Source organism: Streptosporangium nanhuense, assembly GCF_059358815.1.
On the sequence record NZ_JCADBG010000001.1, the window covers coordinates 651396 to 669500 of the forward strand.

At 71.8% G+C, this 18105-nt stretch carries 17 protein-coding genes; 13 read left to right on the forward strand and 4 right to left on the reverse strand.

Annotated features, from left to right (window positions below; genetic code table 11):
- Positions 1–158 precede the first annotated feature (158 nt).
- Both AC5L38_RS02725 and AC5L38_RS02730 read left to right on the forward strand, forming a co-directional pair.
- Complete coding sequence (locus AC5L38_RS02725; protein ID WP_495241131.1) at positions 159–2642, forward strand: glycoside hydrolase family 3 N-terminal domain-containing protein; 2484 nt, start codon at positions 159–161, stop codon at positions 2640–2642.
- Positions 2626–3675, forward strand: a complete 1050-nt coding sequence (locus AC5L38_RS02730) for a LacI family DNA-binding transcriptional regulator (protein ID WP_495241132.1) — start codon at positions 2626–2628, stop codon at positions 3673–3675. The genes AC5L38_RS02725 and AC5L38_RS02730 overlap by 17 nt, the downstream gene beginning before the upstream one ends.
- A gap of 180 nt (positions 3676–3855) precedes the next feature.
- On the opposite strand, the gene AC5L38_RS02735 is transcribed toward AC5L38_RS02730, so the two are convergent.
- Both AC5L38_RS02735 and AC5L38_RS02740 read right to left on the reverse strand, forming a co-directional pair.
- A complete protein-coding gene (locus AC5L38_RS02735; protein ID WP_495241133.1) occupies positions 3856–4428 on the reverse strand; it encodes a DUF4142 domain-containing protein in 573 nt (190 codons plus the stop codon).
- A 278-nt stretch (positions 4429–4706) separates the two neighbouring features.
- The gene (locus AC5L38_RS02740) at positions 4707–5849 is read right to left on the reverse strand and encodes an ROK family protein (protein ID WP_495241134.1); all 1143 of its coding nucleotides are present in this window, start codon (positions 5847–5849) and stop codon (positions 4707–4709) included.
- Between the two features lie 105 nt (positions 5850–5954).
- On the opposite strand from AC5L38_RS02740, the gene AC5L38_RS02745 reads away from it, so the two are divergent.
- The 9 genes from AC5L38_RS02745 to AC5L38_RS02785 all read left to right on the forward strand — a co-directional run bounded on the left by AC5L38_RS02745 (position 5955) and on the right by AC5L38_RS02785 (position 12775).
- A complete protein-coding gene (locus AC5L38_RS02745; protein ID WP_495241135.1) occupies positions 5955–6683 on the forward strand; it encodes an amino acid ABC transporter ATP-binding protein in 729 nt (242 codons plus the stop codon).
- 40 nt (positions 6684–6723) lie between these two features.
- The gene (locus tag AC5L38_RS02750) at positions 6724–7641 is read left to right on the forward strand and encodes a glutamate ABC transporter substrate-binding protein (protein ID WP_495241136.1); all 918 of its coding nucleotides are present in this window, start codon (positions 6724–6726) and stop codon (positions 7639–7641) included.
- Complete coding sequence (locus AC5L38_RS02755; protein ID WP_495241137.1) at positions 7641–8285, forward strand: amino acid ABC transporter permease; 645 nt, start codon at positions 7641–7643, stop codon at positions 8283–8285. Before AC5L38_RS02750 ends, AC5L38_RS02755 begins: the two co-directional genes overlap by 1 nt.
- A gap of 81 nt (positions 8286–8366) precedes the next feature.
- On the forward strand, positions 8367–9194 hold the full coding sequence (locus AC5L38_RS02760) for an amino acid ABC transporter permease (protein ID WP_495241138.1): 828 nt from the start codon (positions 8367–8369) through the stop codon (positions 9192–9194).
- Positions 9187–10137, forward strand: a complete 951-nt coding sequence (locus AC5L38_RS02765) for an asparaginase (protein ID WP_495241139.1) — start codon at positions 9187–9189, stop codon at positions 10135–10137. The genes AC5L38_RS02760 and AC5L38_RS02765 overlap by 8 nt, the downstream gene beginning before the upstream one ends.
- Positions 10134–10880 carry a copper homeostasis protein CutC gene (locus tag AC5L38_RS02770; protein ID WP_495241140.1) on the forward strand — a complete coding sequence of 249 codons (747 nt, stop codon included), beginning with the start codon at positions 10134–10136 and terminating at the stop codon, positions 10878–10880. Before AC5L38_RS02765 ends, AC5L38_RS02770 begins: the two co-directional genes overlap by 4 nt.
- Positions 10881–11059: 179 nt before the next feature.
- Entirely contained in the window at positions 11060–11659 is a 600-nt protein-coding gene (locus AC5L38_RS02775; RefSeq protein WP_495241539.1) for a sulfite oxidase-like oxidoreductase, read from the forward strand.
- Entirely contained in the window at positions 11629–12432 is an 804-nt protein-coding gene (locus AC5L38_RS02780) for a ferredoxin reductase (RefSeq protein WP_495241141.1), read from the forward strand. The genes AC5L38_RS02775 and AC5L38_RS02780 overlap by 31 nt, the downstream gene beginning before the upstream one ends.
- Positions 12433–12502: 70 nt before the next feature.
- Entirely contained in the window at positions 12503–12775 is a 273-nt protein-coding gene (locus AC5L38_RS02785; RefSeq protein WP_495241142.1) for a DUF6510 family protein, read from the forward strand.
- A 30-nt stretch (positions 12776–12805) separates the two neighbouring features.
- Here AC5L38_RS02785 and AC5L38_RS02790 read toward each other — a convergent pair whose 3' ends face one another.
- Entirely contained in the window at positions 12806–13780 is a 975-nt protein-coding gene (locus AC5L38_RS02790) for an aldo/keto reductase (RefSeq protein ID WP_495241143.1), read from the reverse strand.
- Positions 13781–14224: 444 nt separating this feature from the next.
- Between AC5L38_RS02790 and AC5L38_RS02795 the strand changes: the two genes are divergently transcribed.
- Together AC5L38_RS02795 and AC5L38_RS02800 are read left to right on the forward strand one after the other, a co-directional pair.
- On the forward strand, positions 14225–14698 hold the full coding sequence (locus tag AC5L38_RS02795) for an SRPBCC family protein (protein ID WP_495241144.1): 474 nt from the start codon (positions 14225–14227) through the stop codon (positions 14696–14698).
- Positions 14699–14718: 20 nt separating this feature from the next.
- Entirely contained in the window at positions 14719–15336 is a 618-nt protein-coding gene (locus tag AC5L38_RS02800; protein ID WP_495241145.1) for an SRPBCC family protein, read from the forward strand.
- Between the two features lie 64 nt (positions 15337–15400).
- Here the strand turns inward: AC5L38_RS02800 and AC5L38_RS02805 are convergent, their stop codons facing one another.
- The gene (locus AC5L38_RS02805; protein WP_495241146.1) at positions 15401–18097 is read right to left on the reverse strand and encodes an AAA family ATPase; all 2697 of its coding nucleotides are present in this window, start codon (positions 18095–18097) and stop codon (positions 15401–15403) included.
- Positions 18098–18105: the final 8 nt, after the last annotated feature.

Sequence of the window (18105 nt, forward strand, 5' to 3'; positions counted from 1 at the left end):
CCCATCTCGACACGAGCTTGGTATGTGGGGTGCTTGAGGTACTCTCATCTGGGACTTTCCTGGTCACCTCGGGTGCGCCAGGATGTGGGCAGGGCTACCGCAACTCGCCGAAAAGTTTCGGACGGCTGCCGGGGCGGGTTTTTTCTTGAGGAGAGCAGATGACGGCGCTAGATGGGACCCCCGCGGCCGACCGGATCCTCCGGCCGTGGCAGGACCCGGCACTCCCCGTGGCCGAGCGGGTCGACGCCCTGCTCGCGGAGATGACCCTGGAGGAGAAGGTCGGCCAGCTCGGCAGCCGGTGGCTCGGCAACACCATGGGGGCCGACCATGGCGACGGGCCCGTGGAGCCGGGGGAGCCGGGGGAGCCCGGACAGGGAGGCGAGGGCACGGCGAACGTGGCGCCGATGCAGGACGTCTTCGCGGCCTCGGGGACGGTGCCGTTCGAGGAGACGATCCGCCACGGGCTCGGCCACCTGACGCGGGTCTTCGGCAGCGTCCCGGTGACCGCGGCGGAGGGCGCCGCGGAGGTGGTGCGCCTGCAGTCGGAGGTGGTGAAGCACTCCCGGCTCGGCGTCCCGGCGCTGGTCCACGAGGAGTGCCTGACCGGTTTCACCACCTACGGCGCGACCGTCTACCCGGCGGCCATCGCCTGGGGCGCGACGTTCGACCCGGACCTGGTGGAGCGGATGGCCGCCGCCATCGGGCGGGACATGCGCGCGGTGGGCGTCCACCAGGGCCTGTCGCCGGTGCTGGACGTGGTGCGCGACTACCGCTGGGGCCGGGTCGAGGAGACCATGGGCGAGGACCCGTACCTCGTCGCGATGCTCGGCGCGGCCTACGTGCGCGGGCTGGAGGGCGCCGGGGTCATCGCCACGCTCAAGCACTTCGCCGGCTACTCCGCCTCCCGGGCGGCCCGCAACCACGGCCCGGTGCCGATGGGCCGGCGCGAGCTGATGGACATGATCCTGCCGACGTTCGAGACCGCCATCGTCGAGGGCGGCGCGCGCTCGGTCATGAACTCCTACTCCGACGTGGACGGCGTCCCCTCCGTGGCCGACGCGTGGCTGCTGACCGACCTGCTGCGCGACGAGTGGGGCTTCACCGGCACGGTCGTGTCGGACTACTGGGCGATCCCGTTCCTGGCGACGACGCACCAGGTCGCCGCGGACACCGGCGAGGCCGGGGTGCAGGCGCTGGCCGCGGGTGTCGACGTCGAGCTGCCCGACACGCTCGGCTTCGGCCAGCACCTCGCCGGGCGGGTGCGGCGGGGCGAGCTGCCGGAGTCCCTGGTCGACCGGGCCGCCCGGCGCCTGCTCACGCAGAAGGTGGAGCTCGGGCTGCTGGACCCGGACTGGACGCCGGAGAGGTCGGTGGCCGGGGCGCAGGCCGTGGACCTCGACTCCCCGGCCAACCGGGCGCTGGCCAGGGAGGTGGCCGAGCGGTCGATCGTGCTGCTCGACGCGGGCACCACGCTGCCGTTGCTCGGCGAGGGGCGCACCGAGCCGCGCAGGGTGGCCGTGGTCGGCCCCTGCGCCGACGACCCGCGCACGTTCATGGGCTGCTACGCCTTCCCCAACCACGTGCTGCCCCGCCACCCGGGGCTCGGGCTCGGCGTGGCCGCGCCCAGCCTGCTCGACGCGCTGCGGGCCGAGCTGCCCGGCGCCGAGGTGGTCCACGAGCAGGGCTGCGAGGTGCGGGGCGACGACCGCTCCGGCTTCGCCGCCGCGCTCCGGGCGGCCCGCGAGGCCGACGTGTGCGTGGCCGTCGTCGGCGACCTGGCGGGCATGTTCGGGCTGGGCACCTCGGGCGAGGGCTGCGACGCCGAGGACCTGCGGCTGCCCGGCGCGCAGGAGGACCTGCTGGCCGAGCTCGCCGCCACCGGCACGCCGGTCGTGGTGGTCGTCGTCTCGGGCCGCCCGTACGCGCTGGGCGACGTGTCCAGGGCGGCCGCCGCGCTCGTCCAGTCGTTCATGCCGGGCGAGGAGGGCGGGGCGGCCATCGCCGGGGTCCTGTCCGGCCGGGTGCAGCCCGGCGGGAAGCTGCCGGTGCAGATCCCGCGCGGCCCCGGCGGGCAGCCGGGCACCTACCTGCAGCCGCCGCTGGGCTCCAACAGCCACGGCATCAGCAACCTCGACCCGACCCCGCTGTTCCCGTTCGGGCACGGCGCCTCGTACACCGCCTTCACGATCGACTCCTTGAGGATCGACGACGCCGAGGTGCCCACCGACGGGGAGTTCACCGTGTCGGCGCGGGTGCGCAACACCGGGGGACGGGCGGGCGTGGAGGTCGTCCAGCTCTACCTGCACGACGTGGTCGCCCAGGTGACCCGGCCGGTGCTGCAGCTCACCGGGTTCGCCCGGGTCCCCCTGGAACCCGGCGCGAGCGCCGTGGTGACCTTCACGGTGCCCGCCGACCGGACCGCCTTCACCGGGCGTGACCTGCGGCGCGTCGTCGAACCGGGGGAGATCGAGGTGTTCGTGGGCGCGTCGGCGTCCGATCTGCCCTGCCGGGGCCGCATACGATTGACCGGCCCGCTGCGTCACGTCGGCGTGGGCCGGCGACTGGTCACCCGCGTGAACGTGGAACCGGCACCGGGCTCTTTCGCCGAACAGCAGGGAGGAACAGATGCCGGCCAGTCCTAGACGGGCCACGCTGGCCACGGTCGCGGCCTCGGCGGGCGTGTCGATCGCGACCGTGTCGAAGGTGCTCAACGGCCGGGGTGACGTCTCCCCGGTGACCCGCTCCCTGGTGGAGTCGCTGCTGGAGCAGCACGACTACGTCGCGCCGCCGCAGCGCCGCCGAGGCGACCGGGACGACGCGACCGTGCCGGCCACGATCGAGGTGGAGCTCGACGCCGACCTCAACCCCTACTCCACCGAGATCGTCCAGGGCGCGGTACGCGCCGGGGCCGAGCTCGACGCGGCGATCGTGGTGAGCATCCGCACGACCGCCGACCGCGGCGGAGCCTGGGCCCGCGCCCTGGCCACGGCCGGGCGGCGGGCCGTGATCGCCATCACCAGCGACCTGACCGCCGGGCAGCTCGCCGCCCTGTCGCGCGCGCGCCTGCCGCTGGTCGTGATCGACCCGCTGAACCTGCCGCAGACCAGGGGGGTCACCAGCGTCGGCTCGACGAACTTCGCCGGGGGCCTGGCCGCGACGCAGCACCTGATCGCGCTCGGGCACCGCCGGATCGCCTACCTCGGCGGCCCGGCCACCGCCGCCTGCGAGCAGGCCCGGCTGCATGGCTACCGCGCCGCCATGGAGGCCGCGGGCGCGCGGATCCCCCAGGGGTACGTGCGGGAGGGCCACTTCCAGTACCAGGAGGGGGTGACGGGCGGCGCGGCCCTGTTCGACCTGCCCGAGATCCCCACGGCCGTCTTCACCGGCTGCGACGACATCGCGCTCGGCGTGCTGGAGGCGGCCAGGGCGCGGGGTCTGCGGGTGCCCGAGGACCTCAGCATCGTCGGCTTCGACGACACCCAGGTCGCCCGGATGGCCTCGCCCCCGCTGACGACCGTCCGCCAGCCGCTGCGGGAGATGGGCGGCGTCGCGGTGCGCACGGCCCTGCGCCTGGCGGCGGGCGAACGGGTCGACTCCCACCACGTCGAACTCGCCACCGAGCTGGTGGTACGCGGCTCCACCGCCCCGCCCGGGGGCTCCACCGGTCACGCCTGACCCGGGTGCTTCGCCGGTCACGGCCGCCCCGGGGCTTCCCGGCCACGCTGACCCGCGCGGGGTTTTCACCGGCCACGGCCGACCCTCGCCCGGGGACTTCCACCGGCCACGGTCGAGCCGCACGGCGGAGATCACGCGTACCGTGCCCCCGTACGCGCCACCGCCTGATCTTCGCCCGCCTCAGCCCGAAGGGCTGGGGGTTCCCGCGGGGGTGGGGAAGAGGTCCTTCTGGGCGTCCTGGAACATGCTCAGGTGGTCCAGCACGACGTGCTGGGCGTAGAGGGCGACCTTCCTCACCTGCGGGGCGGAGCCGCTCTCTATCTGCTTTCGCACGAGGATGAGAGCCTGGCGGTGGTTCTCGATCTCCATGCTGATCCAGGCCCTGTCGAACTCCGTCCCGGTCAGCGTCAGCACCTCTTCGAGCTGCCTGCGCTGCGCCGCGCTGGGCCCGTCGGGGAGCGCGACGCCCAGTTCCCGGGCCACCTGTTGCACGATCCTGTCGAGTCTCATGTGGCTGACGACGAGATGCTCTCCCAGCTCGCGGACGGCCCGGCCGACCTTCCTGTCGTCATCGTCGCCGGTCTTCCGGGTGACGGCCCGGCCCGCCTCGATCTCGGCCAGGTTGCCCTGGTGCGACATGATGAGGAACTCTCTGTCCTGCTGGCTGACCGGGGGGTTGGGGGCGGCGGCACCGGCCGTGCCGGTCATCGCGGCCACGAGGACGGCCAGCAGGATGATCATCATTCGAACCATCGAATCCTCCGTCGATCAATCCACGGTCGGGGGTAGCACCCTCCTCTCTCTCATCTATGCATATATGTGGCGATATGGCGCCATAAGTGGTAAATCCTGCCAAAAAGACGCATTTGGCCCAGTTGGGGAAGAGGGCCCGCCGCGCTTGCCCGTACCGGTCCGTGTACCAATCCGTGGCTCCCCGGCGAGGGAGGGCGCGCCGCCCGGGATCTCCCTTGCCGGGGGCGGCGCGTCGTCCGTGACGTCCCGGCCGGGGAGGGCCTGCCGCTCGCGGTCCCTCAGCCGAGGACGGCGTCCAGCAGGAGGGAGCCCGCGCCGAGGAGGGCGGCGTCGGGGCCGCCCCGGGTCACGGAGATCTCCAGGTCACGGGTGGCCAGGGGCAGGCAGCGCTCGTAGACGGCGGCGCGGATGGCGGAGATCAGCGGCTCGGCGGTGGAGAGGCTGCCGCCGACGACGATGGCGTCGGGGTTGAGGAAGTTGACCAGGACGGTGAGCACCTCGCCGATGAGACGGCCCGCGTTCCTGACCAGGGCGGTGGCCTCGGGCACGCCGTCCTCGACCAAGGCGACGACGTCGGCGGGGCGCCGCGTCGCGATGCCGAGCCCGGACAGGGCGTCCATGAGCGCGGCGCCGCTCGCGTAGGCCTCCAGGCAGTCGGGGTGGCCGCACGAGCACATGGTGGAGGAGTCGGTCCTGACCCGCACGTGGCTGATGTCGCCGGCCGCGCCCCTGCCCCGGTGCAGGCGGCCGTCGACGATCACGCCGCACCCTATGCCGCTGCCGGCCTTGAGCACCATGAGGTTGTCGAACCCCGGCCACGAGCGGGCCTCGCCGACGGCCAGGAGGTTGGCGTCGTTCTCGACGAGGACCGGCAGGTCGTAGTGCGCGCCGAGATACTCGGCGACGGGGAAGTTGTTCCAGCCGGGCATGCGCGAGGGGGACACCACCCGGCCGCTGCCCGGGTCGACGGGGCCGGGCACGCCGGTGCCGACGCCGCGCAGCGGGACGCCGGGCGGGCCGTGGGTCAGCAGCAGGTCGTCGAACGCGGCGGCCATCCAGTCGAGGGTCGCCTCGGGGCCCAGCGCTATGTCGCAGGCGCGCTCCTCGACGACGAGGGGGACGCCGCTGAGGTCGAGCAGGCCGAGGCGGGCGTGGTGCGCCCCGAGGTCGGCCACCGCGAGCAGGCCTGCGGACGGGCTGACCCGCAGCCGCCGGGGCCGCCGCCCGCCGCTGGAGGTCCCCGAGCCCTCCTCGACGAGCAGCCCGGTGTCGATCAGCTCCTCGACGCGCAGGGAGACGCTCGACGCCGCCAGGCCGGAGACGCGGGCCAGCTGGGCGCGCGACTCGGCGTGACCGGTGGCGATGAGACGCAGAAGGTCACCCTGTGCGCCGCGCACCGGCAGCCGCTCTTTGCCTGACATGAACTAGAGGAATACCACGTCTGTACTTACTACGGCAACGTGTTGACTTGCGTGAGAATCATCCGTTACCTTCCGCTTTATCTTCGATTTCGAAGGAAGATGGCAATGATTCAGGTCAAAGGGTTGAACAAGTGGTTCGGCGATCACCACGTGTTGCGCGACATCGACCTTGATGTGGCGCGGGGCGAGGTCGTCGTGGTCGTCGGCCCCTCGGGATCCGGCAAATCCACGCTGTGCCGCTGCCTCAACCGGCTGGAGACGGCCGGGTCGGGGGACATCCTCGTCGACGGCGTACCCGCCCCGGTGGAGGGCCGCGAGCTGGCCCGGCTCCGGGCCGACGTCGGCATGGTGTTCCAGTCGTTCAACCTGTTCCAGCACAAGACCGTGCTGGAGAACATCGTGCTCGCGCCGATGAAGGTCCGCGGCGACGGCCGCGCCGAGGCCGAGGCCGCGGCGCGGAGACTGCTGGAGCGGGTCGGCATCGCCGAGCAGGCGGGCAAGCTGCCCGCACAGCTCTCCGGCGGGCAGCAGCAGCGGGCCGCCATCGCCCGCGCGCTGGCCATGCGGCCCAAGGTGATGCTCTTCGACGAGCCCACCTCGGCGCTCGACCCGGAGATGGTCGGCGAGGTGCTGGACGTGATGGTCCGGCTCGCCGCCGACGGCATGACCATGGTCGTCGTCACCCACGAGATGGGCTTCGCCCGCAGGGCCGCCGACCGCGTGGTCTTCATGGACGCGGGCCAGATCGTCGAGACGGGCGAGCCCGCCGCCTTCTTCGAGGCTCCCAAGACAGACAGGGCCAGGGACTTCCTGGCCAAGGTTCTCACTCACTGATCGAAATCGATCCAGAAGCTCCAGAAGGATGGTGGGCCCGATGGTGTCCATGAAGCGGCTGGCCGCTGTCGCCGCTGTGTCCGTGCTCGGCCTCTCGGCCTGTGCCGGTACGGATTCGGGAAGCCCGGCCGTACCGGGTGAGGCCAAGGGGAACGACCTGATCGCCTCGGCGCCGGTCGCCGCCGCCGCGGACATCCTGCCCGGCTCCACGATGGAGAAGATCAAGCAGCGCGGCGAGCTGATCGTCGGCGGGTCGCTCGACGCGCCGCTGCTGTCGCAGCAGAACCCGACGACCGGCGAGGTCGAGGGGTTCGACGCGGACATGGGCAAGGCGCTCGCCAAGTTCATCATCGGCGAGCCCAAGGTGAAGATCGTCAACTCGGCCTCGGAGACCCGCGAGGCGCTGCTGTCCAACGGCACCGTGGACGTCGTCTTCCAGACCTACACGATCACCCCGGAGCGGGCCGAGCAGGTTGCCTTCGCCGGCCCGTACTACTCCTCGGGGCTCAGCCTCGCGGTCAGGAAGGGCACCACGGGCATCGCCAAGCCCGAGGACCTGAACGGCAAGACCGTCATCGCCGGAGCCAACACCCCGGCCGTCTCGGCCATCAAGAAGCTCGCCCCGCAGGCCAAGATCGTGACGTTCGGCAGCGACCCCGAGTGCATGCAGGCCCTCAAGCAGGAGCGCGGCGACGCCTACGTCCAGGACGAGACGCTCCTGGTCGCCAACGCCCAGAAGGACCCCTCGGTCCAGGTCGTCGGCAGCCCGTTCACCGAGGACCCGTACGGCATCGGCCTCAAGCACGGTGACGACCAGTTCAAGAAGTTCGTCAACGACTGGCTGAAGAAGATCCAGGCCGACGGCCTCTGGCAGAAGACCTGGAAGAACTCCCTCGGCACGGTCGTGCAGGGTGAGGCTCCCGCCCCGCCGCAGATCGGATCGGTGCCGGGGTCCTGATGTCCGCCCTCCTGGACCACCTGCCCGAGCTCTGGCAGGGACTGGTCGTCACCCTCCAGCTGACCGCGGCGTCCTTCGCCGGCGCCGCGGTCGTGGGGCTCGTGATCACCGCCATGCGGGTCAGCCCGGTCGGCGTCCTGCGCGGTATCGGCACGGCCTACGTGGAGACCTTCCAGAACCTGCCGCTGCTGGTGCTGCTGGTGCTCGCCGTCTTCGGCCTGCCCGAGATCGGGCTCAAGGCCGACCTGCTGGTGACGGCCATGATCGTCATCGCGCTCTACGAGGCCGCCTACATCGCCGAGGCCCTGCGCTCCGGCGTCAACGCGGTCTCGGCGGGGCAGGGCGAGGCGGCCCGCGCGCTCGGGCTCACCTTCGGCCAGTCGCTGCGCCACGTGGTCCTGCCGCAGGCGCTGCGCACGGTGATCCAGCCGGTCGGCAACATCTTCATCGCGCTGACGATGAACACCTCGCTCGCCGCCGCGGTCGGCGTGGTCGACCTGACCGCCGCGGCCAACCGGGTGAACCTCGCGGAGGCGCAGCCCATCCCGATCTTCGTCGGGGCGGGCCTGGCCTACGCGCTGATCGCCGCCTGCGCCGGTTTCGTCACCGGGCGGCTAGAACGACGGCTGGTGGTGGTCCGGTGAGCGTCCCGCCCTCCGACAAACGACGGCTGGTGGTCCGGTGAGAGCCCAGTCTCCCGACAGACGACGGCTGGTGGTGGTCCGGTGAGCAATCTCCTCTTCGACCAGCCGGGGCCGCGCGCCCGCCGCAGGATAAGGATCGCGACCGCGGTGGGGGCGGTCGCGGTCCTGCTCCTGCTGGCACTCGCGGTCCGCCAGTTCGCCGCCAACGGCCAGCTCGACGCCGACCGCTGGTCGCCGTACGCCACCTGGCCGATGTGGCGCTACCTGCTGAACGGGCTGTGGGCCACCGCGCTCGCCGCCGTCGTCTCGGCCGCGCTCGCGATGGCGGCCGGGCTGGCCCTGGCCCTGGGGCGGCTGTCGCGGCACAGGTGGGTACGCCTGCCCGCCGCCGCGTACGTGGAGGTCGTGCGGACCATCCCGGCGCTGCTGCTGGTCTACGTCGTGCTGTTCGCGCTGCCCCGCTACGGGCTCGACCTGCCGCTGTTCTGGAAACTCGTGGTGCCGCTGGCGATCTCGAACGCCGCGGCGTTCGCGGAGATCTTCCGCGCCGGGATCCTGTCCGTGGAGCGCGGCCAGGGCGAGGCCGGTCTCGCGGTCGGGCTCACCCAGGGCCAGACCATGCGCCTGATCGTGCTGCCGCAGGCGGCCCGCCGGGTGCTGCCCTCGATCGTCAGCCAGTCGGTGGGCCTGCTGAAGGACACCTCCCTGGGCTTCGTGGTCAGCTACGCCGAGCTGCTCTACAGCGGCAAGGTCCTGGCGACCTTCAACGGCCTGCTCATCCAGACCTACATCGTCGTCGCGCTGATCTATCTGGTGGTCAACGCGTCGCTGTCCAAACTCGCCCGTACCCTCGACGCCCGCGACACCCCGGGGGCCCGCCGCCTCAGAAGGAGACCCGCCCGTGCCTGAACTCGCCCCGCTCGCGGAGGTGGTGCGCTCCGGATTCGTGGAGAGCGTGCACTTCGGCAGCGCCGTCGCCCTGGCCCCCGACGGCACCGTCGCCGTCGCCAGGGGAGCGGTCGACGCGCCGGTGCTGCCGCGCTCGTCGGCCAAGCCGTTCCAGGCATTGGCCTGCCTGCTGTCCGGGGCGGACCTGCGCGGTCCCGGCCTGGCGATCGCCGCAGGCAGCCACACCGGCGAGGAGTACCACGTACGGCTGGTCGCCGACATCCTCGCCGGGGCCGGGCTCGGCTTCGACGCCCTCGGCTGCCCCGAGGACTGGCCGGAGGACGAGACCACCCGGCACACGCTGATCCGGGCGGGCCTGAGGGCCTCGCGCGAGCGGATGAACTGCTCGGGCAAGCACGCGGCGATGCTCGCCGCGTCCGTCGCCTCCGGCTGGGAGACCGCCTCCTACCTGGACGCCGCCCACCCCCTGCAGCAGCGGGTGCGCGCGGTGACCGAGGAGCTGTCGGGGGAGAAGGCGGCCCACGTCGCCGTCGACGGGTGCGGCGCCCCGCTGTTCGGGCTGTCGCTGGCCGGCCTGGCGCGGGCCGTACGGGCCCTGGTCGTCGCCGAGCCGGGAACCCCGCCGCGCGCGGTCGCCGACGCGATGCGCGAGCACCCCGAGTACGTCGGCGGGACCGGGCACGTGAACACCTCACTGATGCGGGCGCTGCCGGGAGCGGTGGCCAAGGGCGGGGCCGAGGGGGTCCTCGTCGTCGCGCTCGCCACCGGGCACGCGGCGGCCGTCAAGGTCATCGACGGGAGCCCGCGGGCCACGAGCGCGATCGCGCTCGCCGCGCTCAGGGCGGCCGGCGGGGACGTCGCGGGCGCGGCGGACTTCGCGGCCGTTCCGGTACTGGGCGGGGGCCGACCAGTCGGTGAAATCCATGCTTTGGAGGAAAAATGAGCCTTAACTATGAGATCTGCATTGACAGCACCGCGGGCGCGCTCGCGGCCGAGCGGGCCGGGGCGCACCGCGTCGAGCTGTGCTCCGCGCTCTTCGAGGGGGGCCTGACCCCGACCCTCGGCGCCGTCGAGGCGACCCTCGCCGCGGTCTCGACGATCCGGGTCCACGCGATCATCCGCCCCCGGGGCGGCGACTTCATCTACGACGAGTACGAGGTCGCGGCCATGGAGCGCGACGTGGCCACGATCAGGGACGCGGGCGCGCAGGGCGTGGTGATCGGCGTGCTGACGCCGTCGGGCGAGGTGAACGTCGAGGTGGCCAAGCGCCTCATCGCCGCGGCCGGGGGCCTCTCGGTCACCTTCCACCGGGCCTTCGACATGACCGCCGACCCGTTCGCCGCCCTGGACACCCTCGCCTCCCTCGGCGTCGACCGGGTCCTCACCTCCGGCCAGGACGTCACCGCCCTGGAGGGCGCGCCGCTCATCGCCTCCCTGGTCGAGCGGGCGGGCGACGACCTGATCGTCATGCCCGGCGGCGGCATCACGCCCCGCAACGTGCGGCGCGTGGTCGAGGCGACCGGAGCCTCCGAGATCCACTTCGCCGCCCTGGTCGACGCGCCCAGCCCCGCCGTGCACCGCAACCCCCACCCGTTCATGGGCGGGGAGCTGCGCCAGCCCGAGTACAACCGCCTGATCACCTCCCCGCGCCTGGTCTCCGAGGTGATCGCCGCCTCGGGCGCCTGAACCCTCGGAGGCCGCGTACGGGGCCCCACACGCCGCGCCGAAACGTGCTGAACTCGCCCGGTGCTGGGGAAATGTGGCTGGATGTGATGAGATTCAACTGTTCTCGCGGCCCGTCCGCCCGCGGCCGGGCCGAGGAACGCGCCGTGGCCGGGTAGTGGCCTGACAAGGGGGTGGGCGTCATCGGTATCGTCTCGCCGGGGTTCTTCGGACGCCGCCGCGCCGAGAACCCGGACCTGCCGCCGGGGCAGTACCTCACCGAGGACTTCCCCGTCCTGTCGGCCGGGCCCACACCCCTGGTCTCCACCGACGACTGGAGTCTCGGCGTCACCACCGAGACCGGCGAGGTCGTCCGCTGGAACTGGGCGGAGCTCAACGCCCTGCCCGTGGAGCGGTTCACGGTCGACCTGCACTGCGTCACCAAGTGGTCCAAGCTCGGCACCACCTGGGAGGGCGTGTCACTGGACACCCTCCTCGACGGCGTGGAGACGTCCGCGGAGTACGCGCTGGCGACCTCCTACGGCGGTTACACCACCAACCTCCCGCTGGAGGACCTCCTCGACGGCCGGGCCTGGATCGCCGTCCGCTACGAGGGCGAGCCCATCACCCCCGAGCACGGCGGGCCCGCCCGGCTGCTCGTGCCGCACCTCTACCTCTGGAAGAGCGCCAAGTGGGTGCGCGGCCTGCGGCTCCTCGACGAGGACCGGCCGGGCTTCTGGGAGGGCGTCGGCTACCACAACTACGGGGACCCATGGCGCGAGCAACGGTACTGGGGCGACTGACCTGGAGGGTCGCCACGGTCACCGCCGTGCGCGACGAGACCCCCGGAGCACGCACGATCACCCTGGACGTCCCCGGCTGGCCCGGCCACCTCGCCGGCCAGCACGTCGACGTACGGCTCACCGCCCCCGACGGCTACTCCACCCAGCGCTCGTACTCCATCGCCTCGGCCGCCGACGGGGACCGCGTGGAGCTCACCGTCGAGCTGCTGCCCGACGGCGAGGTCTCCCCGTACCTCGCGCGGGTCCTCTCACCGGGAGACCCGCTGGAGATACGCGGCCCGATCGGCGGCTGGTTCGTCTGGCGGCCCGAGCCGTCCGAGTCGCCCGCGAAGTCCGAGAAGCCCGAACCTGAGCGGCCGGAGCGGCCGGTGCAGCTGGTCGCGGGCGGCTCGGGGGTCGTCCCGCTCATGGCGATGGTTCGCGCCCGAGCCTCGGCCGGGACCGGCACGCCGTTCCGGCTCCTGTACTCCACACGCGGGCCGCGATCGGCCCTCTACCGCGCCGAACTGGACCGCCGGAGCGCCGACGGCTCCGGCCTGGACGTCACCTACGCCTACACGCGCGAGGTGCCCGACGGCTGGGAACGCCCGCCCGCGCGGGTCGGCGCCGCCCTGCTCGCCGAGGCCGTCTGGCCCCCCGAGCGGGAACCCGCCGTCTTCGTGTGCGGGCCCACCGGCTTCGTCGAGACCGTCGCGGGCCTGCTCGTCTCCGCCGGGCACGACGCCCGGCTGATCCGCACGGAACGCTTCGGTCCCAGTGGAGGACGACCGTGAACTCCGTCCCAGGTTCCTCCCCCGGCGCGCGGGGTCTCCCGCACCGCCGGTCACACGCTGGAGGTATTCGATGAGCCAGGACCACCTCGACGGGAACGCGGCGGGCGGAGCCCTGCGCGACGTCTTCGCCGTCGACCTGACCGCGGCCAGCGGCCGGTGCTCCGCCTGCGCGCGGAGCCTCGCGCTGGCCGAGGCGCTCCTCTACACCCACGCCCCGGGCCTGGTGGCCCGCTGCCCCGGGTGCGAGGAGGTCGTCTTCCGGCTCGTACGGGCGCCGGGACGGGCGTGGCTGGACATGCGCGGCATGACCTGCGTCCAGTTCGAACTGCCCGCCGACTCCTGACGCTTTGCCCGGCTTTGGAACCGTCAGGCGTCACTGCCTGATGGGCCGGGGGCGGTACGGCTCGGCGAGGAAGGCGAGTTCCTTCTCGGTGAGGGACAGCTCCACCGCGGCGACCGCGTCGTCCACGTGCTCGTTCTTGGTCGCGCCCACGATCGGGGCCGACAGGCCGGGCTGGTGGAGCAGCCAGGACAGCGCCACCCGTGCGGGGGCGACCTCGCGCTCCCTGGCCACCTGGGCGACCCGGTCGAGGATCAGGCGGTCGTTGTCGGCGTCGTCGTAGAGGGAGTCGATGCGGGAGTCGCTGCCCGCCCGGGTGGTCTTCTCGTCGGATCCGGCACGGGCCAGCAGACCCCTGGCCAGCGGGCTCCACGGGATCAGGCCGACGCCCTGGTCGAGGCAGAGCGGGTTCATCTCCCGCTCCTCCTCCCGGTAGAGAAGATTGTAGTGATTCTGCATCGACACGAACTTTGTCCAGCCGTGGGTCTCGGCGACGTGCTGGGCCTTGGCGAACTGCCAGGCGTACATGCTGGAGGCGCCGATGTAGCGGGCCTTGCCCGACCGTACGACGTCGTGCAGGGCCTCCATGGTCTCCTCGATCGGGGTGTCGGGGTCCCAGCGGTGGATCTGGTAGAGGTCCACATAATCGGTGCCCAGGCGGCGCAGCGAGGCGTCGATCGCCGAGTGGATGTGCTTGCGTGACAGGCCGCCGGAGTTGACGCCCCTGCCCATCGGCATGAACACCTTGGTGGCCAGCACGTAGTCGTCCCTGTCGGGGAAGATCCTGGCGAGCAGGCGGCCGGTGACCTCCTCGCTGGCGCCGAAGGAGTAGACGTCGGCGGTGTCGAAGAACGTCACCCCCGCCTCGGCGGCCCGGCGCACGATCGGCTCGGAGGCGGCCTCGTCCAGCACCCACTCGCCCCATTTGGCGGGGTCGCCGTAGCTCATCATGCCGAGGCAGACCCTCGACACCTTCATCCCGGTGGACCCCAGGCGCACGTACTCCATGACAAACCTCCGGATCTTCAAGACCTTGGGCTCCACCCTACGACCGCCGCCTTCGACCGGTTCGTCCCACCCACCGCGTCACCTCCACCGATCTTTCCTACGGCGCGGTCCACGCTCACACGCAGGGCTGCCGAGGCACTGATTCGGGGTCGCAGGACGGAACGGCCGACGTGGAGCTGGTCGCTAATGGCGAGCTCGGCGGCGAGGTCCGGCTTCTTGAGAAGTCCGGTGCCGGTACGGAACGCCGCGGTCGGATTCTCGTGCGGCGGTGCCGTGTCTCACGTGCCCGGGCGACATGTCGCAAAGTAGGTAATTCTCACCGATGTGCGGAGATTGGTCATCTTGGCAAGATCACATCTGCCGGGTGTGGAGGTAACGGCTCGCTCATGCCCGGTCTTCCCGATCGTCACTGACCGAAGAGAGAACATCACGATGGAGAACGTTATGGACGCCGAGGAGGCCGGCATCGACGAGTCGGCCCCGGTGGTCAGCCGCCACAGCGTCACGGTGACCGCGTCGGCGGACACCGTCTGGCGCATTCTCACCGACATCGACGCGTGGACGACGTGGCTGCCGGAGATTCCGTACGCGCATGTCGAAACGCCCGGTCCGCTCGCGCCGGGCTCCGTGTTCCGCTGGTCCGCCGCGGGAATGGAGATCGAGTCGACGCTTGTCCAGGTGTGGCCGCGGGAACGCCTGGTGTGGCGAGGATACGGTGGCGGGCCGGACGGCGTCCTCGGCGTCCACGTCTGGGCGCTCACCCCGGCCGGCGACGGCGTCGAGGTGTCCACCGAGGAGTCCTTCGCCGGTCCGCCTGTCGATGCCGACCCCGCGACGTTCCAGGCGGGTCTCGACACGACGCTCACCATGTGGCTGAGCCGGCTCAAGACCACGGCTGAGGCGGCGACCGCCTCATGAGGAACCGTATGAGCGCCGTCATGGCCACAGTCGTCGTTGCCGGTCTGGTGAGCGTCACGGGCGCACCGGCTCGGGCCGAGGCCACGCGCGCCGGCGGCTCCGACCGCACGGCGCTGCGATGCGCGGGAAAGACCGTCGACCCCTCGGCGAAGATCCGCTACCGGACGAAGACGGTGATCGCCGCTCCGCTGCGTACCGTCTGGAGGATCCAGACCGACGTGGAACGCTGGCCGTCGTGGCAGAAGCCGGTCCTCTCCAGCAAGCGGCTCGATCGTGGCCCGTTGCGTCCCGGTTCGTCGTTCCGATGGAAGACACCGATCCCCGAGACCGAGTTGAACCCCGCCACGACCCTCGCGGTCACCTCCACCGTCCGGCAGCTGCGGCACCACAAGTGCCTTCGGTGGGACGGACCGGCGATCGGTACCGGGCTGAGAATCGACAAGGGGGTCCACGTGTGGACCTTCACCGAGGTGGGCGGCCGGGTTGTCGTACGCACCGAGGAGACGTGGCGCGGTGACCAGGTGGAGCAGGACGTCAAGTTCTCCACCGCCGCCCTCGGCGGGGGTCTCGAAACATGGCTGAAGGAGCTGAAGGCCGTGGCCGAACGGGAGGGTAAGCGGGCCCGTCACCAGCGCTGACGTGACCCAGCGGCCCCGCCGGTCTCCTCCGGCGGGGCCTTTCGCGGCCCCATCGGAACGGCACTCATCGGAAAAGCTCACGCAACTCGCGGCGTGATGTGATGCCCAGCTTGCGGTAGAGGTTGCGCAGATGGGCGTCGATCGTTCGCGGGCTGACGAACAGCAGGGCCGCGACCTCCTTGGTGCCCGCGCCGGAGGCGACCTTGCGGGCGACGAGTAGTTCCCGAGGAGTCAGCCCGGCCGGCGAATCCGAGTTGTCGGTCAGCGTCTGCTCACCGATGGCGTCCAGTTCGCGGGCGGCGCGGGCGACGAATCCACGCGCGCCGATGGTGGACAGCAGATCGTGCGCGGCACGGAGTTCCACCCGCGCTTCGGTACGGCGGCCGACCCGTCGCAGCCACTCCCCATGGAGCAGGCGGGCACGCGCGTAGTGGACCCGCATTCCACTTCCGGCCAACCGGCTGATCGCTTCACGGTAGAGGTCCTGCGCGCCCAGCCCCGGGTCGAGCAGCGCACGGGCCAGCAGATGCGCACCTGTCGTCCAGGCGTTCGGATTGACCCGTGCGAGACTCTCGATCCATTCGGCGGAGTCTTCGGCTTCTTCGGGACGTCCGGTGGCCGCGGCGGCTTCGACGAGTTCGCCGTGGAAAGCGGTGACGACGTACGAACCGCGCCGGTGCTGGTCCCGCGCGACCAGCAACGCCTCGAGCGCGGCCTCATGGTCGCCGTTCCCGTTGTGCAGCACACCGCTCGCGTAATGCAGCGGGGTGAACTCCACTCCGACCCGGCGGTGCAGCATCTCCCGTATCTCGTGGAACCGTTCGGCGTCACCGCTCGACGCGGCGAGCATCAGGTCGGAGCCGACGAGATTGGACGTCCCCGCGGCCTCGTCGACCGCACGCGCCTCGACGATGCAGACGTGCGCGTCGGCGAAGCGGCCCACGATCGTCCGGGCAACCGCCTGGAAGCGCAGTGCGTGCGGCAGTATCGCGTAGGCGCCCTGCGTCCGGGCCAGTTCGACCTGACGATCGGCGATCTGCTCCATGGCGACGCGGTCACAGAGGTCGATGCTCAACACACAGGCGCGTTCCATCCACCACGGATCCGCGTCGGGCAGGCGGGCATGATTCCGAAAGGCGTCGACCGCACGGCGCATCGTGGGCACCGCCTCGTCCACCGCGCGGAGGTTCTGGTCGACCAACGCCTCCAGCAGCAGGTCGACCGGACGTGGCGGCTTGCGCCGGTGTACCCGTTCGCGGATGTGCAGAGCGAGCCGCCGCAGTCTGCCGGGCTCGTCGATGCTGAACATCAGCGACGCGAACGCCTCCAGGTAGGTCTCGCCGGCTTCGTCGGGCCCCACGCCGTCGGCCGCGTCGATGAGCGCGATCGTCGCTGGAATGCTCCGTTCGACGTGGTAATCGATCATGGCACGCAGCAGACGTGCCGCGGAACGGCCGGCCGGATCGAGCTGATGACGCTCAGCCTGATCCGCCAGTTCCCGCGCGCCGGAGGGCGCTCCCGATTTCAGCCGCGCCTGGGCCGCGGACAACAACCGGCGTGCCTGCCGCGAACCGCTCGGCGTCAGCCGTGCGGCGCGCTCGAAGAACGCGGCCGCGGCCGCGAACCCGCCGCGTCGCTGCGCCCGGTCCGCTGAACGCTCCAGTTCCGTCGCGGTCCTCTCGTCAGGACCGGCGATGGCGTTCGCCCGGTGCCACGCGCGGCGGTCGGGATCGGTGTCGGCGTCGGTGCCGGCGGCCAGCGCCGCGTGCGCATGCCGTCGCGCCTCGGCATCGGTCGACCGGTATACCGCGGAACGCGCCAGCGGATGCCGGAAGTGCACCCGTGGACCTGTCAGCAACAGGCCGCTGTCCTCGGCCGCGGCCAGATCCGCGTCGCTCAGCCCCTGAGATGTCATGGCACGCCGCAGCAGGGCGAGGTCACCCGTCGGCTCCGCCGCGGCCAGCGCCAGCACCGATCGTGTCGATGCGGGAAGCCGGAGGAAACGACGCGCGAACCGCTGTTCCACAGCACGGTGCCTCGCCTCCCCCGGTAGGCCGAGAGGCCCGGCGTCGCGGACGAACTCGACCAGTGCGAGGGGGTTGCCGGCCGCCTCGGCGAGGATCCGTTGCACGATCCAGGCGTCATGGCCGAACGGTGCCAGGCGCCGCAGCAGTGTGAGGGCTTCGGAGTCGGTGAGTCCGGCGAGAGTACGTGCGGGCACGCGGGCAAGCTCGGGGACCGAAGCGACGTCACGGGCGGCGAACACCATGGCGATCCGCTCCGACGCGACGCGCGCCGCGACGAAGGCCAGCACCTGCCTCGATCCGGCGTCGATCCACTGCACGTCGTCGATCGCGCAGAACACCGGCCGGTCCTGGCCCGCGGCGCCCAGGAGGCCCAGGACAGCCAGGCCGACCAGCATCGGGCTCGGCGTGACCCCGGCATGGAGGCCGAACACCGTGTCGAGCGCGCGCCACTGCGGTGCGGGCAGGTCGGCGCGGTGTTCAAGGATCGGCGTACACAGTTGGTGCAGGGCCGAGTAGGGCAGTTCGCTCTCGAACTCGATACCACCGGCGCGCAGCACCTGCCAGTCGTCGAGCAGCACAGCGGCCTCGTCGACGAGCGTCGACTTGCCGATCCCCGCTTCGCCGAGGACGAGCATCGCGCCGCCACGGCCTTCCGCCGCGGCTGCCGTCACCGCCGCGATCTCGCTCAGCTCCGTCTTCCGGGCGACGAAACACCCCGACCTGATATCGGCCATCAGTTTCC

Coding starts and splice junctions, on each gene's coding strand:
- AC5L38_RS02725 (WP_495241131.1), top strand. CDS start 159: ATGACGGCGCTAGATGGGACCCCCGCGGCCGACCGGATCCTCCGGCCG.
- AC5L38_RS02730 (WP_495241132.1), top strand. CDS start 2,626: ATGCCGGCCAGTCCTAGACGGGCCACGCTGGCCACGGTCGCGGCCTCG.
- AC5L38_RS02735 (WP_495241133.1), bottom strand. CDS start 4,428: ATGGTTCGAATGATGATCATCCTGCTGGCCGTCCTCGTGGCCGCGATG.
- AC5L38_RS02740 (WP_495241134.1), bottom strand. CDS start 5,849: ATGTCAGGCAAAGAGCGGCTGCCGGTGCGCGGCGCACAGGGTGACCTT.
- AC5L38_RS02745 (WP_495241135.1), top strand. CDS start 5,955: ATGATTCAGGTCAAAGGGTTGAACAAGTGGTTCGGCGATCACCACGTG.
- AC5L38_RS02750 (WP_495241136.1), top strand. CDS start 6,724: ATGGTGTCCATGAAGCGGCTGGCCGCTGTCGCCGCTGTGTCCGTGCTC.
- AC5L38_RS02755 (WP_495241137.1), top strand. CDS start 7,641: ATGTCCGCCCTCCTGGACCACCTGCCCGAGCTCTGGCAGGGACTGGTC.
- AC5L38_RS02770 (WP_495241140.1), top strand. CDS start 10,134: ATGAGCCTTAACTATGAGATCTGCATTGACAGCACCGCGGGCGCGCTC.
- AC5L38_RS02780 (WP_495241141.1), top strand. CDS start 11,629: ATGGCGCGAGCAACGGTACTGGGGCGACTGACCTGGAGGGTCGCCACG.
- AC5L38_RS02785 (WP_495241142.1), top strand. CDS start 12,503: ATGAGCCAGGACCACCTCGACGGGAACGCGGCGGGCGGAGCCCTGCGC.
- AC5L38_RS02790 (WP_495241143.1), bottom strand. CDS start 13,780: ATGGAGTACGTGCGCCTGGGGTCCACCGGGATGAAGGTGTCGAGGGTC.
- AC5L38_RS02795 (WP_495241144.1), top strand. CDS start 14,225: ATGGACGCCGAGGAGGCCGGCATCGACGAGTCGGCCCCGGTGGTCAGC.
- AC5L38_RS02800 (WP_495241145.1), top strand. CDS start 14,719: ATGGCCACAGTCGTCGTTGCCGGTCTGGTGAGCGTCACGGGCGCACCG.
- AC5L38_RS02805 (WP_495241146.1), bottom strand. CDS start 18,097: ATGGCCGATATCAGGTCGGGGTGTTTCGTCGCCCGGAAGACGGAGCTG.